Below are 25,275 nucleotides of genomic sequence, written 5' to 3'. Positions count from 1 at the left end.
TTAAATTATTATAAGCTCGTAAATGTCAAAATTTAAATTTTGCCCTGACTTATTTTTAGAAGCTATTGAACTCAACAGGTTTGCTGATTTTATGGATCAGCAGGGATTCCGAAAGAATATCCTGGAGAATTCAATGACTTTCGGCCTTATCAAAAACGAACGGCAGGATCCGGATTTCCTGAATGCAAAAGTAGAAAGAGATCTCGATACAACAGTTGGTCAGAAAACAATTAAAATCAGGGAAGCAAAAGGTATTGATGCCGATGGTAATTTTATCTTCCTGCCGGAAACCAATGGTATTCCCGTGCCGGCTGATGGTAACTGGTATTGGGTAAAGCTCCGCTATCAGCCGGTGTATGAAGAACAGGGTAGCGTAAGCCTTGCCATTAACGGCGACCTGGTAGGGGTGGGGACCCAATTTACCAACACCCTGCGTGGCTTGCCGAACTTCCCTTCAAGGATCTCCTTCCCTGGCTCCCGGTATAACAAACAGGAGTACGATGTGCTGGAAGTAATCGACGACCTGCATGCCCGCGTGGCACATCCTGCCACTACCACCACCGGTATTGCTGAGTTTGTAGTGGAAGAACACCTGAAATACCGTGTAGTAGGTACCTTTACGCCTGGTGCAGCCATTCCGAATGCCAATAAATATCCCTTTGAATACGACGGTGGCACTTATTCCCTCGAAAAGGAACTGCAACAGAATCAGACCCCGGGGGCCCCAAACGTTGGCCGCGATTTTTACGTGGCCCGCATAAAGGCAGAAGGTGGAAACGTCATTATCCAGGACAAACGCGTTGAATACTGGAGGACGAAGGCCGACTTTAATGACATCGTACTCGATCCGAATGATAATCCGTTGATAGGCATAGAGTCAGTTAAATGGCAGCATCCTACATCGCCGGCCAATAAAAACCAAATCCAGGTTGCCTGGGGTATGCGCTCACAAAACTGGTCGGTAGATGCTTCTTTCAATATCCTCACATTATTAGGAGGCGCGACCGGCGGTATTTATAAATCTACCGAAGACTTTACCAACGGCGATTTCAACGGCTGGCGGGTGTATTTCCCGAATGGGATCTATCGCCGGGTAATATCTTCCGTAAAACAAGGCCTTGCCATCAATCTGCAACTGGATGTACTCAATATTGACGATGTATCTGTTGATGGTGGTGAAAGTTTTATGACAGGAGAATACATGCTGGTGGTGCCAGACTGTGACCATGTGATTATAAAATGTACTCCCGATCCTACAGACAACATGGGCAACGTGGAAGTTGAATACACCTTTCCTGTAAATACCCTGTATGGTATTTGCGAGGTAGATGCCTATAAAGATCCTGTATGTAATTACCTGATCACTTACCGTTACCAGTCGCAGAAAAGCTATACTCCCTATAAAGCACTGCCTTCTGATGATGTGCACGGATTTCTTTCAGAAGCCTCATTTTCAACTGGAGGACTGCTGAAGCCAGTAGATAGCAGAATTTATCAGCCGTATACTTCCAGCGAAACAAAAGGTTACATTCCTGTAAGAGCCGCCGCTTATTCCTATAGTCATTTTGTAGGTAAAATGGATAAGGGAGATGTGAATGGCGTCAATGTCATCAGTGCATTTACCAATACACAAATCATGCAGTTGCAGGTAGGGAAGGAAAAAATCTACCAGTACGTAACAGGTAATGTTACACTGAATGATGACCTGTACATCAGTCTGAGCAATGATGGTGCGGTCGAAGGTAACCGGTTTACCATTCATTTTGACTGTACCGCGCTTGGATTAAGTGGTAAAAATATCTATATCGTTAGTAACTATGCAGGTGGAAACCCTGATATCCTGAAGAAAATTACTACTGCCGATGTATGGCATATGCTCAATCATGATGGAGGTATCGTGTTCAACTGTGTGTTTTCAGGTAATGACTGGTGCCTGTCAGCCAACTATGAATTACAGCAACCCTTCCTCATTGCAGCTACTGATGGCGTTATTGGCAACCTCTTTGATGCAAATGGCTGGGGTAAGGTAAAAGGTTATTTTGGATATCACCTTTGCGATGGCAGGGAAGGCACGCCAGACTTGAGAGATCGGTTCGTGTTGGGTGCAGGACTAAGTTATCAGTTGGGTAAAACCGGTGGCGCTGCTACTGTAACACTAACCGTAGGCCAGATGCCACAGCACCGCCACGGTTTGAACGCCTCCGGCAGCCAGAGTACGAGCGGTACAGGAACAATGGTACAAAACGGTAAAGCAACCACTCCACCATGGGATGGGGATCAAAATGGTGCCGTAGCTAACGCAATGGCAAAAGTAGGTGAGAACCAGCCTCACGAAAATATGCCGCCTTATTACGCACTCTACTATTTCAAAAAAATGTTTTAGCAAATAAAAGAGTCATTTAATCTCCTCCTGATTAAGTGACTCTTTTCCCCGACATTATCCCCTGGATCCCCATTTGATTTTTAACCCCTCATTTAAACCCTATATCCTAATTATGGAAACATTAACGCTTAAGTGTGAGAAGACCCGTGAATTGTCTATCTACGATTTTTTTGTGGTGCTCCAGGTAGAATGGTTACAAGCGGATATCCGACAGAAAATCTACCAGAGCGAAAAAGACAAGAAGTACTGGGGGCGCGTAAAAGAAGGTAAAGAAAATACCATCCTCAAAATAGCAGAAAGAAATAATCTGCCCAACCTCTTCAACGATTCATATATTAAAACGGAAATCAGTAACCGCGTTTTTCAAAAAAACTCCTATCCGCTGTTTACCTACAAAAACGCGGATATGAAAGCAGAGCTGGAATACCTGGACCTCCTTTTTTATTACTACAAAGGATCGGAAGTCTGGTTTGAACTGGAAGACGGGCTTACCCAAACAGGTACCGTAGCCGCTTATCAGCCTTTTGATGCCTTTGTTACCGTAAACGTAGCGGGGGTGCATACCCGTGTACCGGTTGCTAAAACCCGCCGGACAGCCCTGTAAAAAACTAAAGCGGGGAAACACACGCAGTGCGCTTCCCCGCTTCGTCTTCTTTGAGTACCTCACTTTTTCGCTACAAATGTCCAATCGCTATGCACACTCCGCCGTGCTGCACCGCTATCCTCCGGCGCATATACCAGCACTCCCCTGCAGATTCCGTCCTTACCCGCCTCGAAGCTGATACCGGATTTTAAATCTTCATACAAGTCCAGACTATCTTTATCTTTCACAAAGGTGCCGGTATGTTGTAACGTATATAAGTTTTGTATGGTGGACATCTGTGTACCAGGCCCTAAACCGTTCGTAGTACGGAACGCATGGGAGGTAACGTATACGGACTTTACATGTGTGATAGCCTCATCCGGCCCACCCATATTACGCTGGCTAAAAATACTGGTCTGATAAATCCCGTCTGTATGCCTGGCGTACCAGGTGTTTAAATAAGTCCCCATCGCCGCATCTGAAAAATCAGGTTTCCCGATTATCTTTATAAGAGAGTCGGCATTCGCCTGTATAACAGTAATGCCTATGCGCTTTCCCGGTTGGATCAGTGTTGTGGAGTCCGTAACAGGTGCGGTTTCTACGGCAGCAGGATGTATGGTGTCGGCCTCGTGGCCTGATTGTTGAGTGGGTTGATTACAGGCAGTGGCCATGCCTGCCATGATCAGTATCCAGTACCTTTTCATAAAAAAATGTTTATATCTCTTAAAGTTCATAAACTTTTTTAATAAAACTTCATTTTATATAAGTGTACTTCACAAATTGATCCTATATGCAAAAACAACAGCTTCATACGGACGTGTTATTGATTGGCGCAGGTATTATGAGTGCTACACTGGGAACATTATTGAAACAACTCGCCCCCGACTGGTCGATACACATCTATGAGCGGCTCGACAGAGTAGCGGCTGAAAGTTCTGATGCCTGGAATAATGCTGGCACCGGCCACTCCGCGCTCTGTGAATTAAACTACACGCCGGAAAAAGAAGATGGCAGTATTGACACGCATAAGGCCCTGCATATTATTGAGCAGTTTGAAGTAACCAAGCAATTCTGGGCTTCGCTGGTAGATGCCACCTACATCAGGGACCCGGCAGTATTCATCCGCAGCGTACCCCATATGAGCTTTGTGCATGGCGAAAAAGATGTGACCTACCTGCGTAAACGCTTTGAAGCTTTACAGCAATACCAGCTGTACCAGGGAATGGAATATTCCGAAGACCCACAGCAACTCAAAGAATGGATACCGCTGGTAATGGAAGGTCGCAGCCTCTCAGAAAAAGCGGCAGCTACCTACATGGAGTTAGGTACAGACGTGAATTATGGCACCCTCACCCGTACGCTTATTCATCAACTCGAAAAACAGCCGGGCGTAAAATTACATCTCGACCACGAAATAAAAGACCTGAAACAACTGACCGATGGCCGCTGGGAGCTGAGGATCAAAAACCGTCGCAGCAAATCCACCGTTACTGTAACGGCGGATTTCGTATTCGTTGGCGCCGGCGGTGGCGCGCTGGAACTACTGCAGGACAGCGCCATTCCCGAATCCCGCCTCTACGGCGGTTTTCCCGTAGGCGGTGAATGGCTCGTATGCCGCAACCCTGAGGTGGTAAACCGCCACCACGCAAAGGTATATGGACAAGCCTCCGTGGGCGCACCTCCCATGAGCGTGCCCCACCTGGATACCCGCATCATCGATGGCGAAAAAGCCATCCTGTTCGGACCTTTCGCCACTTTCTCCACTAAATTCCTCAAAGAAGGCTCCTTCTGGGACTTGTTTGAATCCATCAAATACTGGAATATCCTGCCGCTGATGCGAGTGGGGCTGGAAAATTTTGACCTGGAAAAATATCTGCTGCAACAACTCACACTTTCCTTCGATGACCGCATCGACGCATTGAGGGTATTTTACCCCGAAGCAAAGGCGGAAGACTGGACCCTGCAGGAAGCAGGGCAACGCGTGCAGGTGATTTATAACAACCCCAAAGGGGGGGCAGAACTGCGTTTCGGAACAGAAACGGTTACCAGTAAGGACGGTACCATCGCCGCATTGCTGGGTGCCTCCCCCGGCGCTTCCACCGCGGTGCCTATCATGCTGGAACTGCTCGAAACCTGCTTCCCCGATAAGGTAACAGATGAATGGAGGGATACCTTACAACAACTCATACCTACCTATGGTACCCAACTGGAAGGTAATCCCGCACTCATCACTAAAATCAGGAACTGGACCAGTAAAAGTCTTAAATTGGACTGGCACCAGCCTGAAATCAAAAACAAATAGATGAAGTTACTACGATGGGGTAATCCCGGTGAAGAAAAGCCAGGGATACTATTGAACAACAAGCGATACGATGTATCCGCTCTCGGTGAAGACTATACGAACGAATTTTTAGGCAGCGGTGGCCTGGATCGCCTGGCCCTCTTCCTGGAAAAAGAAGGCACAAGGTTGCCGGAAGTTCCGGCGCTGGCGCGTACAGGTATCCCGCTGGCCAATCCAGGCAAAATTGTATGTGTAGGGCTTAACTACAAGGATCATATCCGCGAAACCGGTTTTGTGGGCGAATCAGAGCCCATCCTTTTCCTGAAAGCCATGAGTGCACTTAACGGACCTTACGATGGCGTTACCATCCCGAAGAACAGTGTGGAAACAGATTGGGAAACGGAACTGGGCATCGTGATCGGTAAAACCGGTACCAATATCGAAAAACCGCAGGCCATGGACTACGTGGCAGGTTATATTCTCCACAATGATATCAGCGAACGTGCCTACATGAAAAAGCGGGGAGGTACCTGGGATAAAGGCAAAGGGTGTAATACGTTTGCGCCGCTGGGTCCTTATTTTGTTACGAAAGATGAAATACCGGATCCGGGAAATCTAAAGGTATGGCTGAAATTAAACGGTGAATATATGCAGAACGGTACCACCGCTGACCTGATCTGGAAAGTACCCGAACTCACGGCCTATACCAGCGAATTTTTCGGGCTCTTTCCCGGTGATATCATTTCCACAGGTTCTCCCGCCGGCAGTGGCATCGGGCAAATGCCGCCCCGCTTTCTCCGCCCCGGTGATATTATTGAATATGGCATCGACGGACTCGGCTCAGGGAAACAATTAATGCGTGCGTATGGCATTTAAAATATTCACAAAAAAACAGCTAGCCCACGGCCAGCGGCCGTGGGCTAGCTGTTTAACGGTCTGCCGAAGGCAGACCGTTAAACAGCTAAAAAAATCTAATCCAGGTGCCCTAATATCTCCCTGATATTAGCCAATTTTATATAATTCGGATGCTGCGGCTCCTCATCATGCAGCTCGTGCGCCCAGGTGATATGATACGGAATATGCGACGCATAACCATCCAGCTCCAACACCGGCAGCACATCTGATTTCATACTGTTTCCCAGCATCAGAAACGAAGAAGGTGTGCAACTCAGCTTCTTCAGCATACTGGAATAGTCCGCCGCTTTCTTGTCACTCATTACCTCCACATGATGGAAGTAATCCTGTAAACCGGAACTTTTTACCTTTCGCTGCTGGTCCAGCAAATCCCCTTTGGTAGCTACTACCAGCTTGTATTTTCCCTGCAGATGCTGCAACACCTCTTCAACACCATCCAGTAATTCCACCGGTTTTTGCAACTGATCCTGTCCGAGTGCGATGATTTTATTGATGATGGCGGCATCTGCTTTTCCTCCTGTAATCAGGTTTGCCGCTTCTATCATACTAAGCATAAACCCCTTCACGCCATATCCGTATAGTTTCAGGTTCTTCATTTCCGTCTGAAACATTATTTGCAGAATCTCGTCCTGTGACATATACCCGGCCATCAATTCAGCAAATTTCAATTCGTTTTCGCGGAAGTACGGTTCATTTACCCAAAGCGTGTCGTCGGCATCAAAGGCTATGATCTTTAACTTATCTTTCATGTTTTCTGATTCGTCTTACACAAAGGTAAACGAAACGGCCGACTTCCTACAGCAGCCGAAGATTATTCCATTTTGTCCGGCAGTAATAACAGCTCCAGTAATTCATTGGCGCTGCGGTTTTCCAGGTGTTCAATACACTGGTATAGCCGTTGCCGGTAGGCCGCCCCGGTATTATCCGCATTTATTTTCTCAAATTTCATTTTAATTTCATCCTCCGTTAACGGACGGGTAAAAAATCCTTTGTAGTCTTCTTTTTCCAACACGTAATGACTGCTATCGGTCAGGGTGATTTTTACTTTGCTGCATACCTTGTCAGGATAGGCCACCGTATATGGATCGAGTATGCCCACCACTTTCACCGGTTTGTGAATAGGCAGACCGGTATGACAATGTACTTTTTTGAGCAACTCCTGTACATCCAGTTGTTTGATGCGTGCCGGTGTAAGCTGCGGTGGATATAACTGCTGGTCAATTAAAGTAGCCGCTGCAACATAAGGCAGGCTATGGTCGCCCTGCTCCTTCGAATACACATGCATACGATCCCCGTATTCACCATTTCCAACAATATGCAGGGCCGTCAGAAAAACTGTGATGTCAATTTCCGAGACTTTTTCTGCCGTTAAATTATGTGCAATGGTTAGTTCCTGTATGGCTTCCAGTGCCGATTGCGTATGTACTTCCGCGTTAAATGTTTTTAGGATACATTTCGGAATCAGCTCAAAATTTTCCTTCTCCCAGTCGTATTCCAGTTTCAATCCATAAATGGCGTTGTATCCTTTTTCAGGCAGCTCAAATAATTTGCGCGGGCCCGTTACCTGTTGCTGCGCCATCACGGCAATATTCACTGCACCATTTGTTACTAAGGAAGATGCCAGCCCCTTCCATTCAGTAGTATACGAGGCCCGGGAAGTAACCAGCGGGTTATAGCTGACTCCGGCAATAGCCAGTGCATTGGCCATTTCATCAGGTGTGAGTCCGAGCAGCCGGCCAATGCCGGCAGTGGCAGAAAAGGCCAGTAAAGCAGTATGGTCATATCCGTTGATCATAACCGGTAACTGCTCTGTCAGCCTGCATTCCATTTGATATGCAATCGCCATCGCCAGCAGAAAATCCTTCCCGCTCACTTCTTTTAGCTGGCAGGCGGCCAGCAGCGCACCTATGTTGTCGGAAGGGTGGCAGGTAGCCTCCTTGGCTAGGAAGTTGTCCATAAAGTCAGGATACCTGATCAGCGTGGTATAATATTGAGCGGCATGATCGGCGGGCAGTTGCAGGCTGTTACTGATTTTTTGGAGAGATGCAGCCACCTTTTGGGGCGTTTCCTGCGTTTGGGAAAAAACAAACGAGGCTGCGCTGTCTAACAAATGATTTTTAAGCTGGGACAGTATTTCGGGCGACAGATCTTCCCATTTTTTGCGGGTAACATAGTCTGCCATTTGATCTATCTGTGTTTTCATATCCAAAACTGTTGTTTAAAAAGGCATGCTAATTTCTATGCCATTCATGGCACAGTGTTAGAATAAAAAAGATATATGAAAATGATAGATGAGATAACAGTTAACCAGATACGGGACAGGCTGGTAGCCGCAGCACAAACGCTGGCAGTAGCAGAAAGCGTTACTGCCGGTATGTTACAGGTGGCATTTTCGTCCGCATTTAATGCAACTGCATTTTTCCAGGGTGGTATTACTACCTATAACCTGGGGCAGAAGTCGAGGCATCTGCACCTGGATCCTATACACGGAGAGCGTTGTAATTGTGTGTCCGCATACACAGCTACTACCATGGCCGAAAAGTGTTGTACCCTCTTTTCATCAAATTGGGGAATTGGGATCACCGGTTACGCCTCGCCCGTACCGGAAGCAGGGATAACACAACTTTATGCTTTCTATTCCATTGCAAAAGATAAAAAAGAAATAGCCGCAGGGAAAATTCTGGCAGCACCGGATGATCCGCTGGCGGTACGTTATTACTTCTCCAACGAAATACTGGGGCATTTCCTGGCAGCCTTGCAGGCAGGAAGTATTGTTTCATCATAAAAACTGCTGGTTATGATTAACAGAGATGGATACACGATCAGTTTATGGCAGCAACATATATCTGCATTTCCACTGAGCAGTACCCGCCATGAACAGGTATACGACATAATAATAGTGGGAGGTGGCATCACAGGCGTTACCACCGCCTTACTGCTACAGGAAGCAGGGTTTAAATGCCTCCTCCTCGAAGCCGCCAACCTGGGCTACGGCACCACCGGCGGCACCACCGCACACCTTAACACGCTGCTGGACGTTTCTTACGAAACAATCGAGAAAAATTTCGGTCTGCCTGCAGCCCGCAGCATCGCGAAGGCCAGCGCTAATGCTATTGCATTCATCGAAAAAATGACACAGGAATATAGCATCGACTGCGGCTTTAACACAGCCGATGCCTACCAGTATGCGCAAAACAAAGAGCAGGACGAAGCACTGGATCGCGAAGCTACTGCTGCTACGAACGCCGGCCTCGATGTAAGCCGCGTTGCTACGCTACCACTGCCTATATCCTGCATCTCCGCCATACAGGTAAAAGGACAGGCCAAGTTTTCACCACTGCCATACCTATACGAGCTGGCAAAGGCCTTTGAAAATATCGGCGGTGTAATTTTGGAAAATACACGAGTCACCAAAATTGAACATAAGGGAAAGGTTGAAATTACCGCCGGTGAACAAACGTTTACCGGGCGAAAACTGGTGCTGGCCACTCATATCCCCCCAGGCATCAATCTGCTGCACCTGCGTTGTATACCTTACAGGAGCTATGCATTAGCGGCGCGACTCGCACAAAACGATTACCCGCAGGACCTGTACTACGACATGGAAGAGCCCTTCCACTACATACGCAGTCAGGAAGTAGACGGGCAGCAGTACCTGATCGTGGGCGGGGAAGATCATAAAACAGGACACCATGAAAATACCACCCTCTGCTTCCGGCAGCTGGAAGCCTGGGTGCATAAGCATTTCAAGGTGGAAGAAATCACCCAGCGATGGTCATCACAATTCTACGAACCGGTGGATGGGCTGCCGTACATAGGTCAGCTGCCGGGCGAAGAAGAAGATGTTTACGTAGCCACCGGCTTTAGTGGTAACGGCATGATATACGGAACCATAGCGGCTTTGCTGCTGCGCGATATGCTGTTGGGTGTGCCCAATGAGCTGGAAATGATACTGGACCCCAACCGACTAAAACCCATCGCGGGATTCAGTAATTTCATTTCGCACAATGCAGATGTAGCCATGCAGTTTGTAGGTAAGCTGATACCTGCCGCCTCCCTTCACCTGCTGGCCGATCTGGCGCCGGGAGAAGGCCGGGTGATTACCTACGAATCGGAAAAAATGGCCGTTTATAAAGATGAAACCGGGGAGCTGCACTCCGTAAGCCCGGTATGTACCCACCTCAAATGTGATGTGAACTGGAACAGCGGAGAAAGGTCATGGGACTGCCCCTGCCACGGCGCACGCTATAGCCCGGACGGACAGGTGCTGAATTGCCCGGCTACCATGGCCCTGCAGGCATTGCATGTGGCCGCTACGGTGAAATGAACTATTATGCCCTTAATTGTTTTATAAGAGTAAACGCCTACGTATGAGTTTAGCGAAGTACAGGCAAAAGCGAACATTCAACACAACACCGGAACCTACAGGTGGTAAAAGTGGAGGTAAAACGTTGCATTTTGTAGTGCAAAAGCATGATGCGTCACACCTTCACTACGACTTCCGCCTGGAAATGGAAGGCGTGCTCAAAAGCTGGGCCGTACCTAAAGGCCCGTCTATGGACCCGGAAGTAAAACGCCTGGCTATGATGGTGGAGGATCACCCCTTCGATTATAAGGACTTTGAAGGCATTATTCCCAAAGGGAACTATGGTGCCGGCACCGTTATCGTTTGGGATGAAGGTGAATACCTGCCGGCGGAAGCCGACAAAAAGCTAAAGACATCACCTGAAAAGCAGCTCCTCCACCAGTTGTACAGCGGTAAAATAAAATTTATACTGAAAGGGAAGAAGCTAAAAGGTGAGTTTGCACTGGTAAAAGCCTCCGGCCGCGGGGAGAATGCCTGGCTGCTCATGAAGCTAAACGATAAGTATGCTACCACGGCCGATGTCACTAAAAAAAATAAGTCGGTCATATCTTCCAAAACAATAGAACAGGTAGCCGCTGCACCTGAAAAAGAATGGAAAAGCAACCGTGCTGCGAAGGTAACGGAAAAGCCTGTACGAAAAAAAGCTGCACCTGAACCGGTAAAACCTGCCGGCAAAAAAGCGCCCATGCCTAAAGAAGTGCAGCCCATGCTGGCCACGCTTACCAAAGGGCCGTTCGACAAACCCGACTGGATATACGAAATTAAGTGGGACGGCTACCGGGCCATCGGGTATCTCAATAAAGCGAAAGTAGAACTGTTATCGCGCAACCAGATTAGCTTTAACACCAAGTTCAATACCGTAGTGGATGCCTTGAAGGAATGGAACACCAAAGCCGTGGTGGATGGAGAAATTGTAGCCCTTAACGACAATGGCGATCCGGATTTTCAGGCGCTGCAAAACTTCCTGAAAACAGGCAGGAGTGCCCACATTGTATACTATATTTTCGATTTGTTATGGTACGATGGCCGTGACCTGCGGCAGCTGCCATTACTGGAACGCAAGCAGCTGCTGGAAAGCATTTTGCCGCAGGATAACCCGGTATTATTGTACAGCAATCACATTACAGGTGAGGGTACCGCTTTTTTTGAAGCGGCTGTAAAGCGGGGACTGGAGGGCATCATGGCGAAAGCGGCGGACAGTGTTTATTCTACCGGCCGCCGAGCAGAGAGCTGGCTGAAGATTAAAAATAACCAGCAAATGGAAGCAATCATCTGCGGTTATACGGAAGGGCGTAACAGTCGTAAATACTTTGGAGCCGTGGTATTAGGGAAGTACGTTGGAAAAAAGTTGCATTATATCGGGCATACCGGCGGTGGCTTCAATGAACAACTACTGAAGGAACTTTATGCAAAGTTTCAGCCGCTCAAAACGGATAAAAGCCCATTTAGCCCCGTGCCTAAAACCAATATGCCGGTTACCTGGCTCAAGCCGGAACTGGTGTGTATGGTGAAGTACGCAGAAGTGACGCAGGAAGGCATCCTTCGCCAGCCTATATTTCTTGGACTGAGAGAAGATAAGAAAGGCGCCAATGAAAAAAATGAAAAGGTAGTAGCAACACCTCCATCTGAAAAAATTACAAAAATGGCAACCACCGCAAAACCACCAAAGAAAGCAGCCGCTAAAAAGGCTGCACCCAAAAAAGCAGCTGCAAAAAAGGCTACACCGAAAAAGGCAGCCACCGCAAAGGCCACACCTAAAAAAGCTGCCGCCGCTCCTGCAAAAGGCGCTACAGCAAAGAAAGCCACTACATCTCCCCGAAATAAAAAAGGCAATACCGCCAATGGATTTTTACCGCCAGATGAAAAGGACGTGGAAGTGAAAATGGATGGACATTTGCTGAAATTTACCAACCTGGATAAATATTACTGGCCGCTGGAAAAGATTACCAAAAGGGATATGATCAATTATTATGCAGCGGTGGCGGATTATATTTTTCCGTATCTGAAAGACCGGCCACAGTCGCTCAACCGATTCCCGGAGGGCATTAACGGCTTTAATTTTTACCAGAAAAATGTGGAAGATAAGGTGGCTGACTGGATCTCCACCTTTCCGTACACGAGTGAGTCGGACGGGGAAACGAAGTCCTTCCTGGTGTGTAAGGACAAGGCTACCTTGCTTTACATGGCCAACCTGGGATGTATTGAATTGAATCCCTGGCATAGCACTATTAAGAAACCGGATAATCCCGATTATTGCCTGATCGACCTGGATCCGGATAAAAACCCTTTTAGCCAGGTAGTAGAAACTGCGCTGGTAGTGAAAGATGTGCTGGATGCCATTGGGGCCGATTCTTATGTAAAAACTTCCGGCTCTACGGGCATGCATATCCTGATTCCGCTGGGCGCGAAATATACTTTTGATCAGTCGCGGATGCTGGCGGATCTGGTAGTAGGTATCGTCAACAAACGACTGCCGGAAACCACCAGTGTAGTACGCACGCCTGCCAAGCGCAAAGGGCTTATTTACCTGGATTTTTTACAGAATCGTCAGATACAAACGATGGCTTGCGCCTATTCTCTCCGGCCAAAACCAGGGGCCACCGTGTCTGCACCACTTAGCTGGAGTGAGGTAAAGAAAGGATTGAATATGAAGGATTTTAACATCTATACAATGCCGGAGCGGCTGGCGAAAAAGGGAGATCTGCTGAAAGGACTACTGGGCAAGGGGATCAACCTGAATCAGGTGTTGAATAAGCTACAGTCGTTGTTATAACGTCCGCAAGGTATACAGGTGATTGAGCACAAAGGTGGCCCTGGCCGTAGGTACGTCATGGGGTACTTCTATTAGCGTATAGCCGTTAGCGGTATAGGTTTCCACCATTTGCCTGTAGGTAGCTACTGCGGTTTCAAAATCCTGCTTTCTTTCTGTGTCCTGCTGGTAGATGTCTTTCCAGGGCGGCAGGATGAATACATCCGTATTGTAGCGGAATTCGGCTACTGCACTTTCATACAACGCGGTGTCAGGCCCGTTAATCAGTTGTACATACCCGAGAACATCCGGTATGCCTCTGTCGAAAAAACAGGTATTGGTGGTGGTCAGGAATTCCTGGTAATCTGCAATTGATTTTTCCAGCATCCTTTGCGAATAGGCGGCGGTATCTGCCCATGGCAGCGCGTTTCCTTTTAGTTTTACCTGTTCCTGGATAATGATTCGTCCGGCTTCGGGTACGGTGTCGTACCCACGCTGTCCGAGTGCCTCCAGGAGAGTACTTTTACCGGCGCCGGGGCCGCCGGTAAGGATGAAAAAGTTTTCTTTACTATGCATGCATACAATTTACTGCATTTCCTGCATGTGAAGTCGCGTTAATTTTCCTGCCCCCGGATGCAGACGTGCACCTTAACGTATTAAATGTATGCCTTCGTTTTTATCAAACCTTGCTATCAGTCCCCATCCATAAAAGTTGCTGGCCAGGGCGATCATGATCTCATTGCGTCCGGTCTGCAGCGGTAATTCCAGAAATCCGTTATCCAGGCTGATACGGCCTTCCGGCGATTTGGCCATGGGGCTGCCGTAGATATTCTTATCTACATAGGTCAGTTGTTTATTAACGAACACCCAGATGTCATCACTGAAGCCTAATCGCAATGTCCTGGTGCAGGCTGCATCAGCGGTGATGGTAGTTTTAAGCCACGTGATTTTACGGGTGTGGTTAATGCCCACTTTTCGTGTGAGGTTAATCATGCCTTTTCTTTCGGTGGTGATGGGTTCCCAGGTGGCACTGCTGTCGGGGTACCAGGAGGCGTCAAAGTCGGTGCTGCCGGGTAGTTTATACTCCTTCAGCGTTTCCCATTTACGTATATACCGGGCGTCATTATCAGTAATATCAAAACCAGGTTCATTTGGGAGATGTTCAATGGCGCCGGGTAATATGGTTAAGTTAGTGAGCAATGCCTGTCCTTCAAAGCTGATCCCGCCGTGTGTGGTATTGCCTTCGAGGTGTGGTACCACGAGCGCTGGTGCGTGCATATCGTTAATGAATACACGCATTTGTTTTTCGGAAATGACCATTTTAACATGGTTCCATTGGTTTTTGCTAAAGGTGGCTCCGGTCTGGTATTCCGGCAGAAGGTCCCATAGGTTAACGCCATTAAGGAATGGTGCATATTGAATACCCTGGTAGCCATCCGGATTGCCGGCGAAGCTGGTGCGGAAATAGAAACATTCCCTTTCGTCAATGGATTGTTCCCGGAAGTAGCAGGAAACAAAGTCGGGATCGCCAGGCCATATATCGAAGGAAAGGGTGCCGGTAGCAAAATCCACTCCTTTCCAGGTGGCCCTGGATTTTAGTAATTTCATTACTGGTTTACCCTGTTCTTTCAGGAACTCCACCTGCCCAGGTTCGAACTGCCAGTTTTCAGCGGTCATAACCGCTTTGATTTCTTTTTGCTGTGCGGATGCATTCGCGAAGGTGGCAGATAATATCCATGCCGTTAATAATACTTTGCCGCAGGAAATTTTCATGTGATTCAGCTTTTTTAATTGTTAACTGCAGCAAAACTGAATATTACTTACCTTAACGGGATAACATACACGAAGCAAGTTGGTGCAAGCCTGTTCAAGTTGGTATTTTATTGTTATACAATGAGTAATGTAGATAATTCATATTACATAAATAAATGTCTGGCGGCAGTAGTAGCTACGTTGGGGCGCGGGGACCATACTGCCTGGAGTAATTACGACTATGAAAAACTGAGTGTGGCCATAGAAGAAAAGACGGGTGTGTTGCTAAGCGTGACCACCCTGAAGCGGGTATTTGGCCGGGTGAAATATAACAGTGCACCGGCAGTAACCACCCTGAATGCATTGGCGCAATATGCCGGCTTTACGGACTGGCAGGCTTTTCGTTTATCGCTTGCGCCTGAGGAATCCATTGCTACTATACAACCTGTGAAAGTTGCTCCGGGGTCTTTTCATTGGCGCTGGTGGGCGCTGCTATTGCTGGTGGTTATATTAGGGTTGCTGGCCTGGGTGGCAAGGCCTGGTAGGGGTAAGGCTGGTACTCGTGATAGCAGCGCCTACCAGTTTAGCAGTACGAAAGTGTTGACTGCCGGGGTGCCTAACTCGGTGGTGTTTAATTATAATGCCCAAGCTGCCAGTGACGATTCCGTATTTATAGCCCAGTCATGGGATGTGAGTCGCCGTAGGGCGGTAGATAAGCACCGCACTGCTTTTTCGAGTATTTATTATTACCCTGGATTTTTCAGGGCAAGGCTGCTGATCGGCGCGGATGAGGTGCGGCACCACGACCTGATCATTAACTCGGACGGCTGGCTGGCGGTGCAGCCACAGGAAGAGGTACCTGTCTACTTCAAAAAAACAGATTATGAAAGGGATAGTATGATCGTTGTTAGTCGCGCCCTGTTAGAGCAATATAAAATATCCCTGCAGCCTAAATTGCCGGAAGTGCGCATGTACAATGTACAGCAGCTGCCGGGTCTGCGAAACGACAATTTTACTTTTGAAACCAGTGTACGTAGCGATTTTGAAGAGGGGAGCGGGGCTTGTCAGCGTATAGAGGTGCTGTTACTATGTGAAAATGATGTGATCATAGTGCCATTAAGTGCTAAGGGCTGTATCGGTGATTTATCGCTCGTGGCGGGAGGTGCAGCGGTGAACAGTGCTATGGGGGACTTGTCAGGCTTTGGTTGTGATCCACGTAACTGGGTGGATTTGAAAATAACGTCTGCTGATGGCGTATATAAGTTTTATGTAAATGAGAACCCCGTCTATACCCTGAAAGCGCAAAATTCACCCACTGCCATTGTGGGGGTGCAATATAGGTTTGCCGGTCCTGCGGCGGTGCGCAAAGCCCTCTTCACCACGGGCGACAGGCAATACAAGCTACTGTAGCGTTATTTTTTCTGCCCAGTTTATGGAAGATGGCAGGGCCATATTGGAAAATTCGATGTGGATGACACGCCGTTGCTGCTCATTGGTGGTTCTGCCGGAACTATGTAACAACAGCGGTTTCATGAGCATGACTCCGCCGGCAGGAACTTCACAGGTGCTTTCGCTGGTGGTGGACCAGTCGATATTTTCAGGGCGGAAAACGCCTTGTTTATGTGAGCCCGGGATAACGCGGAGTGCGCCGTTGTTGGCGGTGGTAACGTCGAGGTGTATACGGAGTGTGACGATATTTTGCAAATAGGCAAGTGGGGGCTGAACGGCGAACTGATTTGTTTTTACCGTCCAGGGGCCGAAACCAGCTAATTCCTGCCGGTTATCCACGGATATAGTAAGGTCCTGGTGATAGCTTACATACCAATTGGAGCCTGCTGGCTTATCGAAGAAGATACTTTTTACAATAAAGTAATCTGGCCCCATGATTTCGGTGATAAGCTTACGCATGTTTTCATTTAAAAGCAGCGGCAATACTTGCGGGATTTCATGCAGAAACCGGCGTATGGCGAAGAGGTCGGCGGAGCGGCGAAATGTTGGTCTATTAGTATCGGCCTGCTGAATGGCGGCTATAATGGTATCGATAGAAGCAGCGTCGTACACATCTCCTACAATATCAAATCCCTTGTTTTCGAATAATTGTTTATGCTGGGCCAGGTTGTTCATACTGCTAAAATAATATAAAGTTGTGTGCTGATACCAGCTGCAGCACAGGATTTTTGATTTTTATTGCCAGCAAAAGTGGCAGCTGTAGGGATTAGGGCAGTGGGATTCACCGCATTCCTCGCGTACGCCTGATTATACGTTAAAAATATATTTTAAAAAAATGGCTAAAAATTTTTTAAAATCAAATGGTTTTATACTTTTGTGGTCCACTGGAGAGTTGGCAGAGCGGTCGATTGCGGCAGTCTTGAAAACTGTTGACTGTAACAGGTCCCGGGGTTCGAATCCCTGACTCTCCGCAAATTTTAAAAGCCTTCACATTGCGTGAAGGCTTTTTGACTTTATGGAGATTTAGGAGAGTCTTTGCAAAAATGATTTTGACTGTAACAGGTCCCGGGGTTCGAATCCCTGACTCTCCGCAAATTTTAAAAGCCTTCACATTGCGTGAAGGCTTTTTGACTTTATGGAGATTTAGGAGAGTCTTTGCAAAAATGATTTTGACTGTAACAGGTCCCGGGGTTCGAATCCCTGACTCTCCGCAAATTTTAAAAGCCTTCACATTGCGTGAAGGCTTTTTGACTTTATGGAGATTTAGGAGAGTCTTTGCAAAAATGATTTTGACTGTAACAGGTCCCGGGGTTCGAATCCCTGACTCTCCGCAAATTTTAAAAGCCTTCCCATTGCGTGAAGGCTTTTTGACTTTATAGAGATTTAGGAGAGTCTTTGCAAAAATGATTTTGACTGTAACAGGTCCCGGGGTTCGAATCCCTGACTCTCCGCAGATATTTAAAAGCCTTCACATTGCGTGAAGGCTTTTTGACTTTATGGAGATTTAGGAGAGTCTTTGCAAAAATGATTTTGACTGTAACAGGTCCCGGGGTTCGAATCTCTGACTCTCCGCAGATATTTAAAAGCCTTCACATTACGTGAAGGCTTTTTTGCATTTATGGGATGTGTATTTTTCTAAAAATGATTTGTAATACCTGGCTTCCAAATTAGTTGATGACATCCGGATATCATATTATTAGAATTTGGCCTTTGCATCATTCAATAATGACAACAACTGAATAATATCCCCATCTTTCATAAACACATAGGATTTATCATCAAATTGCTCTAGTTTTAAAAAGGAGGACCATTGTTTTCTTGAAATAAAGCAGCCTGCCTGGAAGCCGCCGCGGCTTTTATACGCAATCTCAGTATATAGTTCTGGTGTCGTCGGTATTACCTTGTCTTTTAAGATGTTTAAAGACTTAATTAATGCATCTACCTCATCTATATCAAGTATGCCAATTTTCGTATCAGAAGAATAGGCTCCCGGATAAATGTATTCAAAACGCACCGCCTTGGTGGTTTCACCACCAATCAAGTCTGTTAACTGGACTACTTTAATCTGACAGCCTCTCAGCGAACCAATATCAATAAATTGCTTTTGAATCAGAGAGCCTGATTTGTTGGAAAAAAGTTCTGCTTTGCTTTTTTGCTCTTTAGGGTCTGAATCGGATTTTGTCGATTGGCAGGAAGCTGAATAAAATGAACTAATAATTACCCAAATAATAACAACTGTCTTCCAATAAGGATGTTTTTTTAACAACATAAGAATAATTTGAATTTATTAAGTACCGTAATTTAACTGTGTAGTGACCCCGGATGATATATACCAGAAAATAATAAGTATCGACACCTTTCACTGAGATACAGGCTGGAAGGTTTGGGGCTGCACTTTTTCCGAATCATACCATTCTACCGTTTTACTAAGAATATCTTCGAATTTGAAAATGTCATCGACAGTAAAAATCTCTGTCCTTGTTTCTTTTTTTTGCTCATCAAAAGTACCAATGTACTTTCGTGAACCATTGAAATACAATCTGCATATCGTTTTTCTGTTATTGTCATCCAATAGGATGGCAAAATAAGACTGTGCATCCCTGTATGCGATTCTGGCCGGTTTTACCTTTTGCCGTAGCATTAGTTTTACAACCATATAACCTTCCTTTTCCTCTTCGGTTGTTTCAATTAATGAATCCTTTTCCTCTATGCTGGGTTTTCCTATTTCTTTCTCTTCATCAGCAGGCGAGCTCTCATTCTCTTTTTTAAGTGCGGATTTAAGCCGTTCTGTAATAAGGTCATTTATATATTGCTGTATTGATTTCCTGGTAAGTGCGCCAAACTGTTCAATGATTTTTGAAGTTAACATCCCTTTATAAATCTGTTTGGTAAAGAGCTTTATTAAACCTTCAGAAGGATTTTGAAATTCATTATTTATTAATGTTTTCAGTTCATTCATGTACTTAAGTTCACTTGCGGTGGTTTGAATGCTCTCCAGATTAAAGTAGGATTTGTGAAACTTCTTTAATTCCTCTATTTGGTTGTCCTTTATATCCGTAACATTAAATTCAAAAAAAGGCTTATCATCCATCTTATTTTGTTCAGCAAGATCCGTGTAAAACCGATAAACTATCCCATTAGATAATAAACCGAATTTTGCGGAGGAAGTATGGAAGTATCGAAAGAGTTGTGAATTGTGTGGATCCAGACTTTCTTTCCAATGCTTGCATTCAATGAGTATGGACGGCTTACCGTCTTTCATGATGGCATAGTCCACTTTTTCCCCTTTTTTTATGCCAATGTCTGCGATAAATTCCGGCATTACTTCAAATGGATCAAATACATCATATCCGAGCACTTTAATGAATGGCATAATGAAAGCATTCTTAGTAGCTTCTTCAGTCTGAATCTGGTTTTTGAGCTTTTCGACTTTGTCGCCGAAAAGTTTGATCTCATCTTTAAAATCCATGGGAATTATTTTGTTTTTCTTATGAGAGGTTTTTTATTCAAATTTTTTTCCAAGTGTATCTAGTCGCCGCATCTGCAGGCTCATATGATGCAATACCACCTTTTCGTAATCGTTTGACCTGTCGCCCAGTTTACTAAATAATACCAACATCTCCAGAAACAGGAAAAATAGAATCCAAAGAATCCAGAATCCCAATGCAACGTAAGAGGCGGATAACATTTGTTTCATAATCGTTAACTCATCGAGAAAGCCTGTATTTGCTTTCATTTCTTTCTCCAGTGCGGGTTTGATGTATAGTAATTCATTTTCTTTTTGATTTTTTTGTTGCCGCAGCGCGTCAATGGCCATATCAATGCCTGGAAGGAGCGCTATTTTAGGATTTGGAACCAAAGCAGATGCAACCGTAATATCACTTGTTGTTTTCCAAATGGTAGAATCCTTGCCGGTAGACGTTACTATCCGCTCTGGTATACGTTTTGTAACGCTTTGAGTAGTTTTGGCTGTACTGGTTGGCTGTTTGGCAATATCTTCTATGTACTTGTTTTTTTCCTCTTCTTTCTTGGTAATCGTTGCTTCCAGGGTCGCAACCTGCTTTCTTAACTCTTCCGTTTTTGAGGGAAGTATCCTGTCTACTTTTTCTGAGATGTAGGAGATTTTCTGGATCTCAATATCTTTTTCAAATAATATCTGGTCGATAATTACTGCTCCCAGGATAGACATCATAGCTGCTAAACAACCTCTGAAAATAACCAGTAGCCGGTTAGGATGGATGGATAAGATGATTTGCTTCTCCACCTGAACAATGATTATAATGGAAATTGCGCCTGCCAACACACAGCCTGGTAAGCTGAGCGCTAAATAACGATGCGCAAATGTAAAACCGATAAAAAACCAAAGGATGCACACAATTAGTATGGCGGCAGTGTACTTCTTCACAGCTTTAAAAGCTGCTTCGCTGCAGTTTCGCAGAATGCTGTAATTGTATCCGGTCATGAAGCAGCCGAATCGAATCCATAGATGTTTCATTATCCCGATTTTTAATAGTTTTTATTCAGAATAAGATGACTGGAAATTGCGGCAAGGCCATTTCTGAATCCACGCGTATAGCTGATGATGATGCCGTGGCCGACTCCTTCATTGCGCCTGGACTGCTCTTCAATTTCTATAACCTGACTGATATGGCTCTCTGCAGTTTCCTTCTTGACCGTAAGCTCCTCCACAATATCTATCATGCCACTTCTGCTTCTACTCGCAATGTGGAAGTTGATTTCACGGATGAAGTCTTCGTAGAAAGTTTTCACTTTCCTGATAGACCTTTCCAGGTCATTTTTCAATGCAATCACATTTTGTTCCAGATGGGTGTTGTCTGGATTTACCAAGGCGTCATCGTAACCTTTGATTTCGTAATTCTTGTCTAGAAATTCATATAAAAGCTGAATGCCTTCGTTAAGCGGGGACGCCTGATTTTCCTGTTTGGAGTCAGGTTCTTTCTCAATGAATGTTGATTCGGAGATGACGGGTATGGCGCCTTCAACTGCCGACGTTGGGATTTGACCGTTTCGTCGTGACCGGTTAAAAAAATTGAACAGACTCATACTTTTTTTAGTTAAATAATGATGGTAGGAACTTTATAATGATGATGCCCATTTCGATGGCAAGACTCACACAGCGTGATCAGCAGATTCAATGGGTAGTCCCATGGGGCACGATACGTTTGCGTGTCAGCTTCGAAATGATATTGTCTGTGATGTACCTGTAGGTTATTAGCACTGCGACAGTGTATGCAACGATTTCCATCACGATCCAGTATTTCTTTACGTTTTGCTTTCCACCTGGGGTGGAGTAATAAGGCCCCATAGCTACCATGTGATTTTGCTGATAATAAGCCATCATTGTTGGGTGGTGTAGGTATGGTAGTATCAGTTTTTTTAATGTATCTACTATGAATTTGAGTTCGCTTGAATCTACCGGGTCTATCTTGAAAGATTTTGGGTGTTGTCATATTAGTGATAATGGAGTAAACGAAATATTGCCGGTTATACCAATTTATTGTTCCCACTTACACAGCGTCCTGGTCTTTATCGCTTTTTCCAGTGTGATGCCAACAATTTCGTGCTTGCAGTTGCTCAATCCTCGACAGCTTGGGGTAAAGTGGTAACGCATCGCACTTTTACTGTCACATATATACACTGTTACTGGCTTGCAGTGGATAAAGCTTATGAGCAACCAGGCACATAGTAATTTCATGCAAAATTTATTCAGGAGAATTTTGAGGAACTGAATTGGTATGGCCTTTTTTTCTACCTGTTATGACAGGCTTTAGAACAATTTATACAGCCGTCTGATTTCGGGTATTTTTTCTTCGCTTCCCGAACTGCGTCATGACAGTTTTCAAATTCGCCTAAATAAGTTTTGCTATATATGAATGGATAAAAGATGCAGGTAATGGAGTGAACCTCGTGATCACCGGTGAGTGATTGTGGTGTGTCGTTTACATAGTACTTTTGTCTCATAGCTTTGTATTGATTTATAAAACAAAAGTAGTGTTCAGATGCACTGTGTTTTTACGGGAAACCGTATTTTGATATTTTAACGTAATTAATAAATCTTACATCGCTCCGGTATCTTTGCAATATGCTACTAACTGCTCATTCTTGGTAAATCCAAGTGCCTCTTTCATCTGGTTGAGTCTCTTTTCTATGGTACTCAGGCCGGATGGTTTAATCCCTTTCTGTTGCAGGTATTTTGGGATATCCTTTATAAGCATACCCTGAGCAAGCAGCGTTATAATGTTGATATCATATTCAGAAAATGAGTAAGCATTTTTTTTGTTGGTCGATTGCCTGTAATGGTGTGGGTAATAGTTCCTGTATTGTCCTATTTCATTGATGGCCTCTTTAAGCGCCCGGGCATCGTTCCTGGCTTTGGCGACAAATCCATCTATATGATAGTTCTTGTAAAGGTTATCGATAACGGCAGTTCGGTTTTCCAAAGAAAATATTAGTATCCGTAGGTCAGGCTGTACTTTCCTGGCAGCAGTAATAAGCTCTATACCTCCTGATAACGTCTGCTTATGGCCATCTGCTTCGAAATGTAAATCGGTAATCAGCAGATCATAGGAATTCCCGGCGTTAAAGGCCTGAGTGATTTTATATAATGCGTCATCACAATAATAAGCATACGATATGTCCTGCACAGCAAGATCTTCCAGTGTTTTCTGTACCGAAATATTTACGATTTCGTGATCTTCAGCAACAAGTACCTTTTTAATCATATAGACCGATCTGTTGGGAAAGAAATATGAATTTTTAATCCTTTAGCAGGATGCTCAAATGTATATTGCCCATTAATTCTTTTAATACGGTTTCCCGTATTCCGTAAACCATTTCCATATTTAACTTGCGGGGAAATGCCGATGCCATTATCGGTATAGTGAATCAGGATCTGACCGTTTTGATATTCGAATTTTATCGTTACCGAGTCAGCCTGACTATGTTTTTTCATATTTATCATCAATTCCAGAAGAATATGCTCTACTTCGTGCGCTTTTTGTTGATTGATTCTACTCCAGAGGAGTCGGCCGTTTCCAACGATAATGACCTTGATCCGGTCTGATGCGAAAGACATCAGTAAGTCGTCGAGTTTTTCCTGAAAAGGAATATTTGAGGAAGGAGCTTCGTAAGATATATCACGGGATTGCTCATATAGTACTTCAATTTTATCTACTAATTCCTCTTTATCCATAGAAGTTTTGTAATCCAGCTCGTTCATGATCCGGTATAAGCCATTTGCTACCACATCATGGACTTTTTGGGAAATTTTAAGTTGATTTTCCTTTATCGCCTGCTGAGATTCAAATTGTAGTTGCTGCCGGCGTTTTCTGTTACGGAGAGTTAATATAATCCCCGATGCGAGGAAGACTAGAATGGTAAGTGCTAATATGAATCGTTGAACAATCAGTTGCGTTTTCTTTTGTGTATTGTCCTGCTGGAGCTGAAGATTATCGGCTTTATTTTTTGCGGCCTCGTAACGAATAAGTGCAAATTGGTTCTTAGCAGTATTTTTAGCCGTTTGAATGCTGTCTGTCAGGTGCTGATACCGAATGAAATAGGGTTTCAGCCGGTCGGTAGGACTGAGTGTAATAAGCTTTGAAAGAGCCTCCACTTCATCATCAGGACTATTTAATTCCCTGGTGATTTCGTATCTTTTCATGGCAAAATAAAGTGCCGAATCAGGCAGTATGAGGGTGTAATAGTCGGACAGATGTGCGTAACTGGCATTAAGTCCCCAAATGTCGTTTGAATCGCTACGGATTTTTAATGCTTCCCGCATCTCAGTCCCGGCAGGGTAAGTAGAATCCTTCAGCCATCTGGTCCTGGCATAATTGGAAAGTGCGCGGGCATATTCTTTTTTCGTGCGTTCAGCCTTTGTTAGCATGGATTTGTATAGCTGAATAGCCTGGTCGAAATCTCCCTTCTTTTGGTAGGTAAGCGCTATGCTGTTTATGGCAATAGACGAGTCGATACCCTGGGTTATGAATGTAAGTGCTTTTTGATAATAATTGATAGCTGTCTCATAATTTTTAAGATTTAGGCAGATGTTACCTAATTCATGATAATTTGAGCTTAAGCATTCCTGGTCTCCTTTTTTGCGTTCATCTAGATAGGTAAGGGATTTCAACAGGCTTTCCTGTCCGCCGTAATGGTCTCCCTCGTGCGCTTGGATGATACCCATATAAGTATAGGCCATAGCAATTTCTAAACTATCAGTGGCACTCGTGGCTACCAGATTAAAATAGTAAAAGGCAGAATCGTTGTTTATATTGAAGTAGGATTCACCTTTTTCTAATGTGGGTGAGGAAACAGTATGCAGCGGTTCCCGATTGGATGAACATGCCCATAGACTAAGGAGAAAAATAAACAGGATGAAGGGTGAGGGACGCACTTATAATTGTTTCTATTAAAAATATCAAATTTCTCAGTTTTGAGAAAGATTATTATTGAATACAAAAGTGAGGCAAGCACCTGCTTGCCTCACATTGTACGAATTATGGATTCGTTGGTTTTCTTGGAGGTATTGTTCCGGTTTCACCGCCGGTATCATCCAAGGTGGTGACCTGTTCGCCATTATTATGGTTGTTGTTGTTAGAATGGTCAGGGCACAGGAATGCCAATAAGAAACTAAATATAATAGTGTACATGTTGAAGTATTTTTTAATGTTTTAGCAATGAGCTGCCAGTTGCCGTTCAGCGGCAGCAGCGTTTTGAGTTAGTGAAGAAGCGCTTCTTGCTAGTTTGGGAAGGTTGGGCGCAGAGTACAGAAGCTGAT

At 45.1% G+C, this 25,275-nt stretch carries 22 protein-coding genes and 1 tRNA gene; 10 read left to right on the top strand and 13 right to left on the bottom strand.

Annotated features, from left to right (window positions below; all coding sequences use genetic code 11):
• Nucleotides 1–22: 22 nt before the first annotated feature.
• Nucleotides 23–2,383, top strand: a complete 2,361-nt coding sequence (locus tag BUB18_RS05465; protein WP_073078866.1) for a hypothetical protein — start codon at nucleotides 23–25, stop codon at nucleotides 2,381–2,383.
• Nucleotides 2,384–2,495: 112 nt separating this feature from the next.
• Nucleotides 2,496–2,987 carry a hypothetical protein gene (locus BUB18_RS05460; RefSeq protein WP_073078865.1) on the top strand — a complete coding sequence of 164 codons (492 nt, stop codon included), beginning with the start codon at nucleotides 2,496–2,498 and terminating at the stop codon, nucleotides 2,985–2,987.
• A gap of 59 nt (nucleotides 2,988–3,046) precedes the next feature.
• On the opposite strand, the gene BUB18_RS05455 is transcribed toward BUB18_RS05460, so the two are convergent.
• Nucleotides 3,047–3,670 carry a hypothetical protein gene (locus BUB18_RS05455; RefSeq protein WP_143159841.1) on the bottom strand — a complete coding sequence of 208 codons (624 nt, stop codon included), beginning with the start codon at nucleotides 3,668–3,670 and terminating at the stop codon, nucleotides 3,047–3,049.
• Between the two features lie 86 nt (nucleotides 3,671–3,756).
• Here BUB18_RS05455 and mqo point away from each other — a divergent pair, with 86 nt between their 5' ends.
• Nucleotides 3,757–5,268 carry a malate dehydrogenase (quinone) gene (gene mqo / locus BUB18_RS05450; RefSeq protein ID WP_073078861.1) on the top strand — a complete coding sequence of 504 codons (1,512 nt, stop codon included), beginning with the start codon at nucleotides 3,757–3,759 and terminating at the stop codon, nucleotides 5,266–5,268.
• On the top strand, nucleotides 5,269–6,123 hold the full coding sequence (locus BUB18_RS05445; RefSeq protein WP_073078859.1) for a fumarylacetoacetate hydrolase family protein: 855 nt from the start codon (nucleotides 5,269–5,271) through the stop codon (nucleotides 6,121–6,123).
• Nucleotides 6,124–6,218: 95 nt separating this feature from the next.
• On the opposite strand, the gene BUB18_RS05440 is transcribed toward BUB18_RS05445, so the two are convergent.
• Complete coding sequence (locus BUB18_RS05440; RefSeq protein WP_073078857.1) at nucleotides 6,219–6,911, bottom strand: HAD family hydrolase; 693 nt, start codon at nucleotides 6,909–6,911, stop codon at nucleotides 6,219–6,221.
• Nucleotides 6,912–6,973: 62 nt separating this feature from the next.
• Nucleotides 6,974–8,365, bottom strand: coding sequence for an MmgE/PrpD family protein (locus BUB18_RS05435; protein ID WP_073078855.1), 1,392 nt, complete (start codon nucleotides 8,363–8,365; stop codon nucleotides 6,974–6,976).
• A gap of 75 nt (nucleotides 8,366–8,440) precedes the next feature.
• Between BUB18_RS05435 and BUB18_RS05430 the strand changes: the two genes are divergently transcribed.
• From BUB18_RS05430 to ligD, 3 genes are read left to right on the top strand one after another with little or no spacing between them, the layout of a single operon-like run.
• Nucleotides 8,441–8,947, top strand: coding sequence for a CinA family protein (locus tag BUB18_RS05430; protein ID WP_073078853.1), 507 nt, complete (start codon nucleotides 8,441–8,443; stop codon nucleotides 8,945–8,947).
• A gap of 12 nt (nucleotides 8,948–8,959) precedes the next feature.
• Entirely contained in the window at nucleotides 8,960–10,489 is a 1,530-nt protein-coding gene (locus tag BUB18_RS05425) for an FAD-dependent oxidoreductase (RefSeq protein ID WP_073078851.1), read from the top strand.
• A gap of 43 nt (nucleotides 10,490–10,532) precedes the next feature.
• Nucleotides 10,533–13,301 carry a DNA ligase D gene (ligD, locus tag BUB18_RS05420; protein WP_073078849.1) on the top strand — a complete coding sequence of 923 codons (2,769 nt, stop codon included), beginning with the start codon at nucleotides 10,533–10,535 and terminating at the stop codon, nucleotides 13,299–13,301.
• Here the strand turns inward: ligD and BUB18_RS05415 are convergent.
• Together BUB18_RS05415 and BUB18_RS05410 are read right to left on the bottom strand one after the other, a co-directional pair.
• A complete protein-coding gene (locus BUB18_RS05415) occupies nucleotides 13,296–13,853 on the bottom strand; it encodes an AAA family ATPase (RefSeq protein WP_073078847.1) in 558 nt (185 codons plus the stop codon). The genes ligD and BUB18_RS05415 overlap by 6 nt on opposite strands.
• Before the next feature lie 72 nt (nucleotides 13,854–13,925).
• Nucleotides 13,926–15,050 carry a hypothetical protein gene (locus BUB18_RS05410; RefSeq protein ID WP_073078845.1) on the bottom strand — a complete coding sequence of 375 codons (1,125 nt, stop codon included), beginning with the start codon at nucleotides 15,048–15,050 and terminating at the stop codon, nucleotides 13,926–13,928.
• Between the two features lie 120 nt (nucleotides 15,051–15,170).
• Between BUB18_RS05410 and BUB18_RS05405 the strand changes: the two genes are divergently transcribed.
• Nucleotides 15,171–16,439: a hypothetical protein gene (locus BUB18_RS05405; RefSeq protein ID WP_073079549.1), complete on the top strand. Its 1,269-nt coding sequence runs from the start codon at nucleotides 15,171–15,173 to the stop codon at nucleotides 16,437–16,439.
• Here the strand turns inward: BUB18_RS05405 and BUB18_RS05400 are convergent.
• Nucleotides 16,431–17,153: a phytanoyl-CoA dioxygenase family protein gene (locus BUB18_RS05400; RefSeq protein WP_073078843.1), complete on the bottom strand. Its 723-nt coding sequence runs from the start codon at nucleotides 17,151–17,153 to the stop codon at nucleotides 16,431–16,433. The two genes, BUB18_RS05405 and BUB18_RS05400, sit on opposite strands and share 9 nt — an antisense overlap.
• A 211-nt stretch (nucleotides 17,154–17,364) precedes the next feature.
• Here BUB18_RS05400 and BUB18_RS05395 point away from each other — a divergent pair.
• Nucleotides 17,365–17,449: transfer RNA gene (locus BUB18_RS05395), tRNA-Ser, on the top strand.
• Complete coding sequence (locus tag BUB18_RS05390; protein ID WP_178372093.1) at nucleotides 17,408–17,857, top strand: hypothetical protein; 450 nt, start codon at nucleotides 17,408–17,410, stop codon at nucleotides 17,855–17,857. The genes BUB18_RS05395 and BUB18_RS05390 overlap by 42 nt, the downstream gene beginning before the upstream one ends.
• A 317-nt stretch (nucleotides 17,858–18,174) precedes the next feature.
• Here the strand turns inward: BUB18_RS05390 and BUB18_RS05385 are convergent, their stop codons facing one another.
• From BUB18_RS05385 to BUB18_RS05345, 7 genes are all read right to left on the bottom strand, one after another.
• Entirely contained in the window at nucleotides 18,175–18,747 is a 573-nt protein-coding gene (locus BUB18_RS05385; RefSeq protein ID WP_073078840.1) for a hypothetical protein, read from the bottom strand.
• A gap of 90 nt (nucleotides 18,748–18,837) precedes the next feature.
• A complete protein-coding gene (locus tag BUB18_RS05380; RefSeq protein ID WP_073078838.1) occupies nucleotides 18,838–19,947 on the bottom strand; it encodes a type I restriction endonuclease in 1,110 nt (369 codons plus the stop codon).
• Nucleotides 19,948–19,980: 33 nt separating this feature from the next.
• Nucleotides 19,981–20,973 (bottom strand): DUF4407 domain-containing protein, encoded by a 993-nt coding sequence (locus BUB18_RS05375; protein ID WP_073078836.1) that lies wholly within the window; start codon nucleotides 20,971–20,973, stop codon nucleotides 19,981–19,983.
• A gap of 11 nt (nucleotides 20,974–20,984) precedes the next feature.
• A complete protein-coding gene (locus tag BUB18_RS05370) occupies nucleotides 20,985–21,542 on the bottom strand; it encodes a hypothetical protein (protein ID WP_073078834.1) in 558 nt (185 codons plus the stop codon).
• An 88-nt stretch (nucleotides 21,543–21,630) separates the two neighbouring features.
• Entirely contained in the window at nucleotides 21,631–21,840 is a 210-nt protein-coding gene (locus BUB18_RS05365; RefSeq protein ID WP_178372092.1) for a hypothetical protein, read from the bottom strand.
• Between the two features lie 715 nt (nucleotides 21,841–22,555).
• Complete coding sequence (locus tag BUB18_RS05350) at nucleotides 22,556–23,221, bottom strand: response regulator transcription factor (RefSeq protein WP_073078824.1); 666 nt, start codon at nucleotides 23,219–23,221, stop codon at nucleotides 22,556–22,558.
• On the bottom strand, nucleotides 23,218–24,891 hold the full coding sequence (locus BUB18_RS05345; RefSeq protein WP_073078823.1) for a tetratricopeptide repeat-containing sensor histidine kinase: 1,674 nt from the start codon (nucleotides 24,889–24,891) through the stop codon (nucleotides 23,218–23,220). The genes BUB18_RS05350 and BUB18_RS05345 overlap by 4 nt, the downstream gene beginning before the upstream one ends.
• Between the last annotated feature and the right edge of the window lie 384 nt (nucleotides 24,892–25,275).

The sequence above is a fragment of the Chitinophaga jiangningensis genome, assembly GCF_900142605.1.
GTDB lineage: Bacteria > Bacteroidota > Bacteroidia > Chitinophagales > Chitinophagaceae > Chitinophaga > Chitinophaga jiangningensis.
The sequence above is the reverse complement of the archived record's forward strand: the minus strand, read 5'-3'. Positions and strand labels throughout refer to the sequence as shown.

Bases quoted from the DNA above. Each gene is read 5' to 3' on its own strand.
- BUB18_RS05465 (WP_073078866.1), top strand. From the start codon at position 23: ATGTCAAAATTTAAATTTTGCCCTGACTTATTTTTAGAAGCTATTGAA.
- BUB18_RS05460 (WP_073078865.1), top strand. From the start codon at position 2,496: ATGGAAACATTAACGCTTAAGTGTGAGAAGACCCGTGAATTGTCTATC.
- BUB18_RS05455 (WP_143159841.1), bottom strand. From the start codon at position 3,670: ATGAAAAGGTACTGGATACTGATCATGGCAGGCATGGCCACTGCCTGT.
- mqo (WP_073078861.1), top strand. From the start codon at position 3,757: ATGCAAAAACAACAGCTTCATACGGACGTGTTATTGATTGGCGCAGGT.
- BUB18_RS05445 (WP_073078859.1), top strand. From the start codon at position 5,269: ATGAAGTTACTACGATGGGGTAATCCCGGTGAAGAAAAGCCAGGGATA.
- BUB18_RS05440 (WP_073078857.1), bottom strand. From the start codon at position 6,911: ATGAAAGATAAGTTAAAGATCATAGCCTTTGATGCCGACGACACGCTT.
- BUB18_RS05435 (WP_073078855.1), bottom strand. From the start codon at position 8,365: ATGAAAACACAGATAGATCAAATGGCAGACTATGTTACCCGCAAAAAA.
- BUB18_RS05430 (WP_073078853.1), top strand. From the start codon at position 8,441: ATGAAAATGATAGATGAGATAACAGTTAACCAGATACGGGACAGGCTG.
- BUB18_RS05425 (WP_073078851.1), top strand. From the start codon at position 8,960: ATGATTAACAGAGATGGATACACGATCAGTTTATGGCAGCAACATATA.
- ligD (WP_073078849.1), top strand. From the start codon at position 10,533: ATGAGTTTAGCGAAGTACAGGCAAAAGCGAACATTCAACACAACACCG.
- BUB18_RS05415 (WP_073078847.1), bottom strand. From the start codon at position 13,853: ATGCATAGTAAAGAAAACTTTTTCATCCTTACCGGCGGCCCCGGCGCC.
- BUB18_RS05410 (WP_073078845.1), bottom strand. From the start codon at position 15,050: ATGAAAATTTCCTGCGGCAAAGTATTATTAACGGCATGGATATTATCT.
- BUB18_RS05405 (WP_073079549.1), top strand. From the start codon at position 15,171: ATGAGTAATGTAGATAATTCATATTACATAAATAAATGTCTGGCGGCA.
- BUB18_RS05400 (WP_073078843.1), bottom strand. From the start codon at position 17,153: ATGAACAACCTGGCCCAGCATAAACAATTATTCGAAAACAAGGGATTT.
- BUB18_RS05385 (WP_073078840.1), bottom strand. From the start codon at position 18,747: ATGTTGTTAAAAAAACATCCTTATTGGAAGACAGTTGTTATTATTTGG.
- BUB18_RS05380 (WP_073078838.1), bottom strand. From the start codon at position 19,947: ATGGATTTTAAAGATGAGATCAAACTTTTCGGCGACAAAGTCGAAAAG.
- BUB18_RS05375 (WP_073078836.1), bottom strand. From the start codon at position 20,973: ATGAAACATCTATGGATTCGATTCGGCTGCTTCATGACCGGATACAAT.
- BUB18_RS05370 (WP_073078834.1), bottom strand. From the start codon at position 21,542: ATGAGTCTGTTCAATTTTTTTAACCGGTCACGACGAAACGGTCAAATC.
- BUB18_RS05365 (WP_178372092.1), bottom strand. From the start codon at position 21,840: ATGATGGCTTATTATCAGCAAAATCACATGGTAGCTATGGGGCCTTAT.
- BUB18_RS05350 (WP_073078824.1), bottom strand. From the start codon at position 23,221: ATGATTAAAAAGGTACTTGTTGCTGAAGATCACGAAATCGTAAATATT.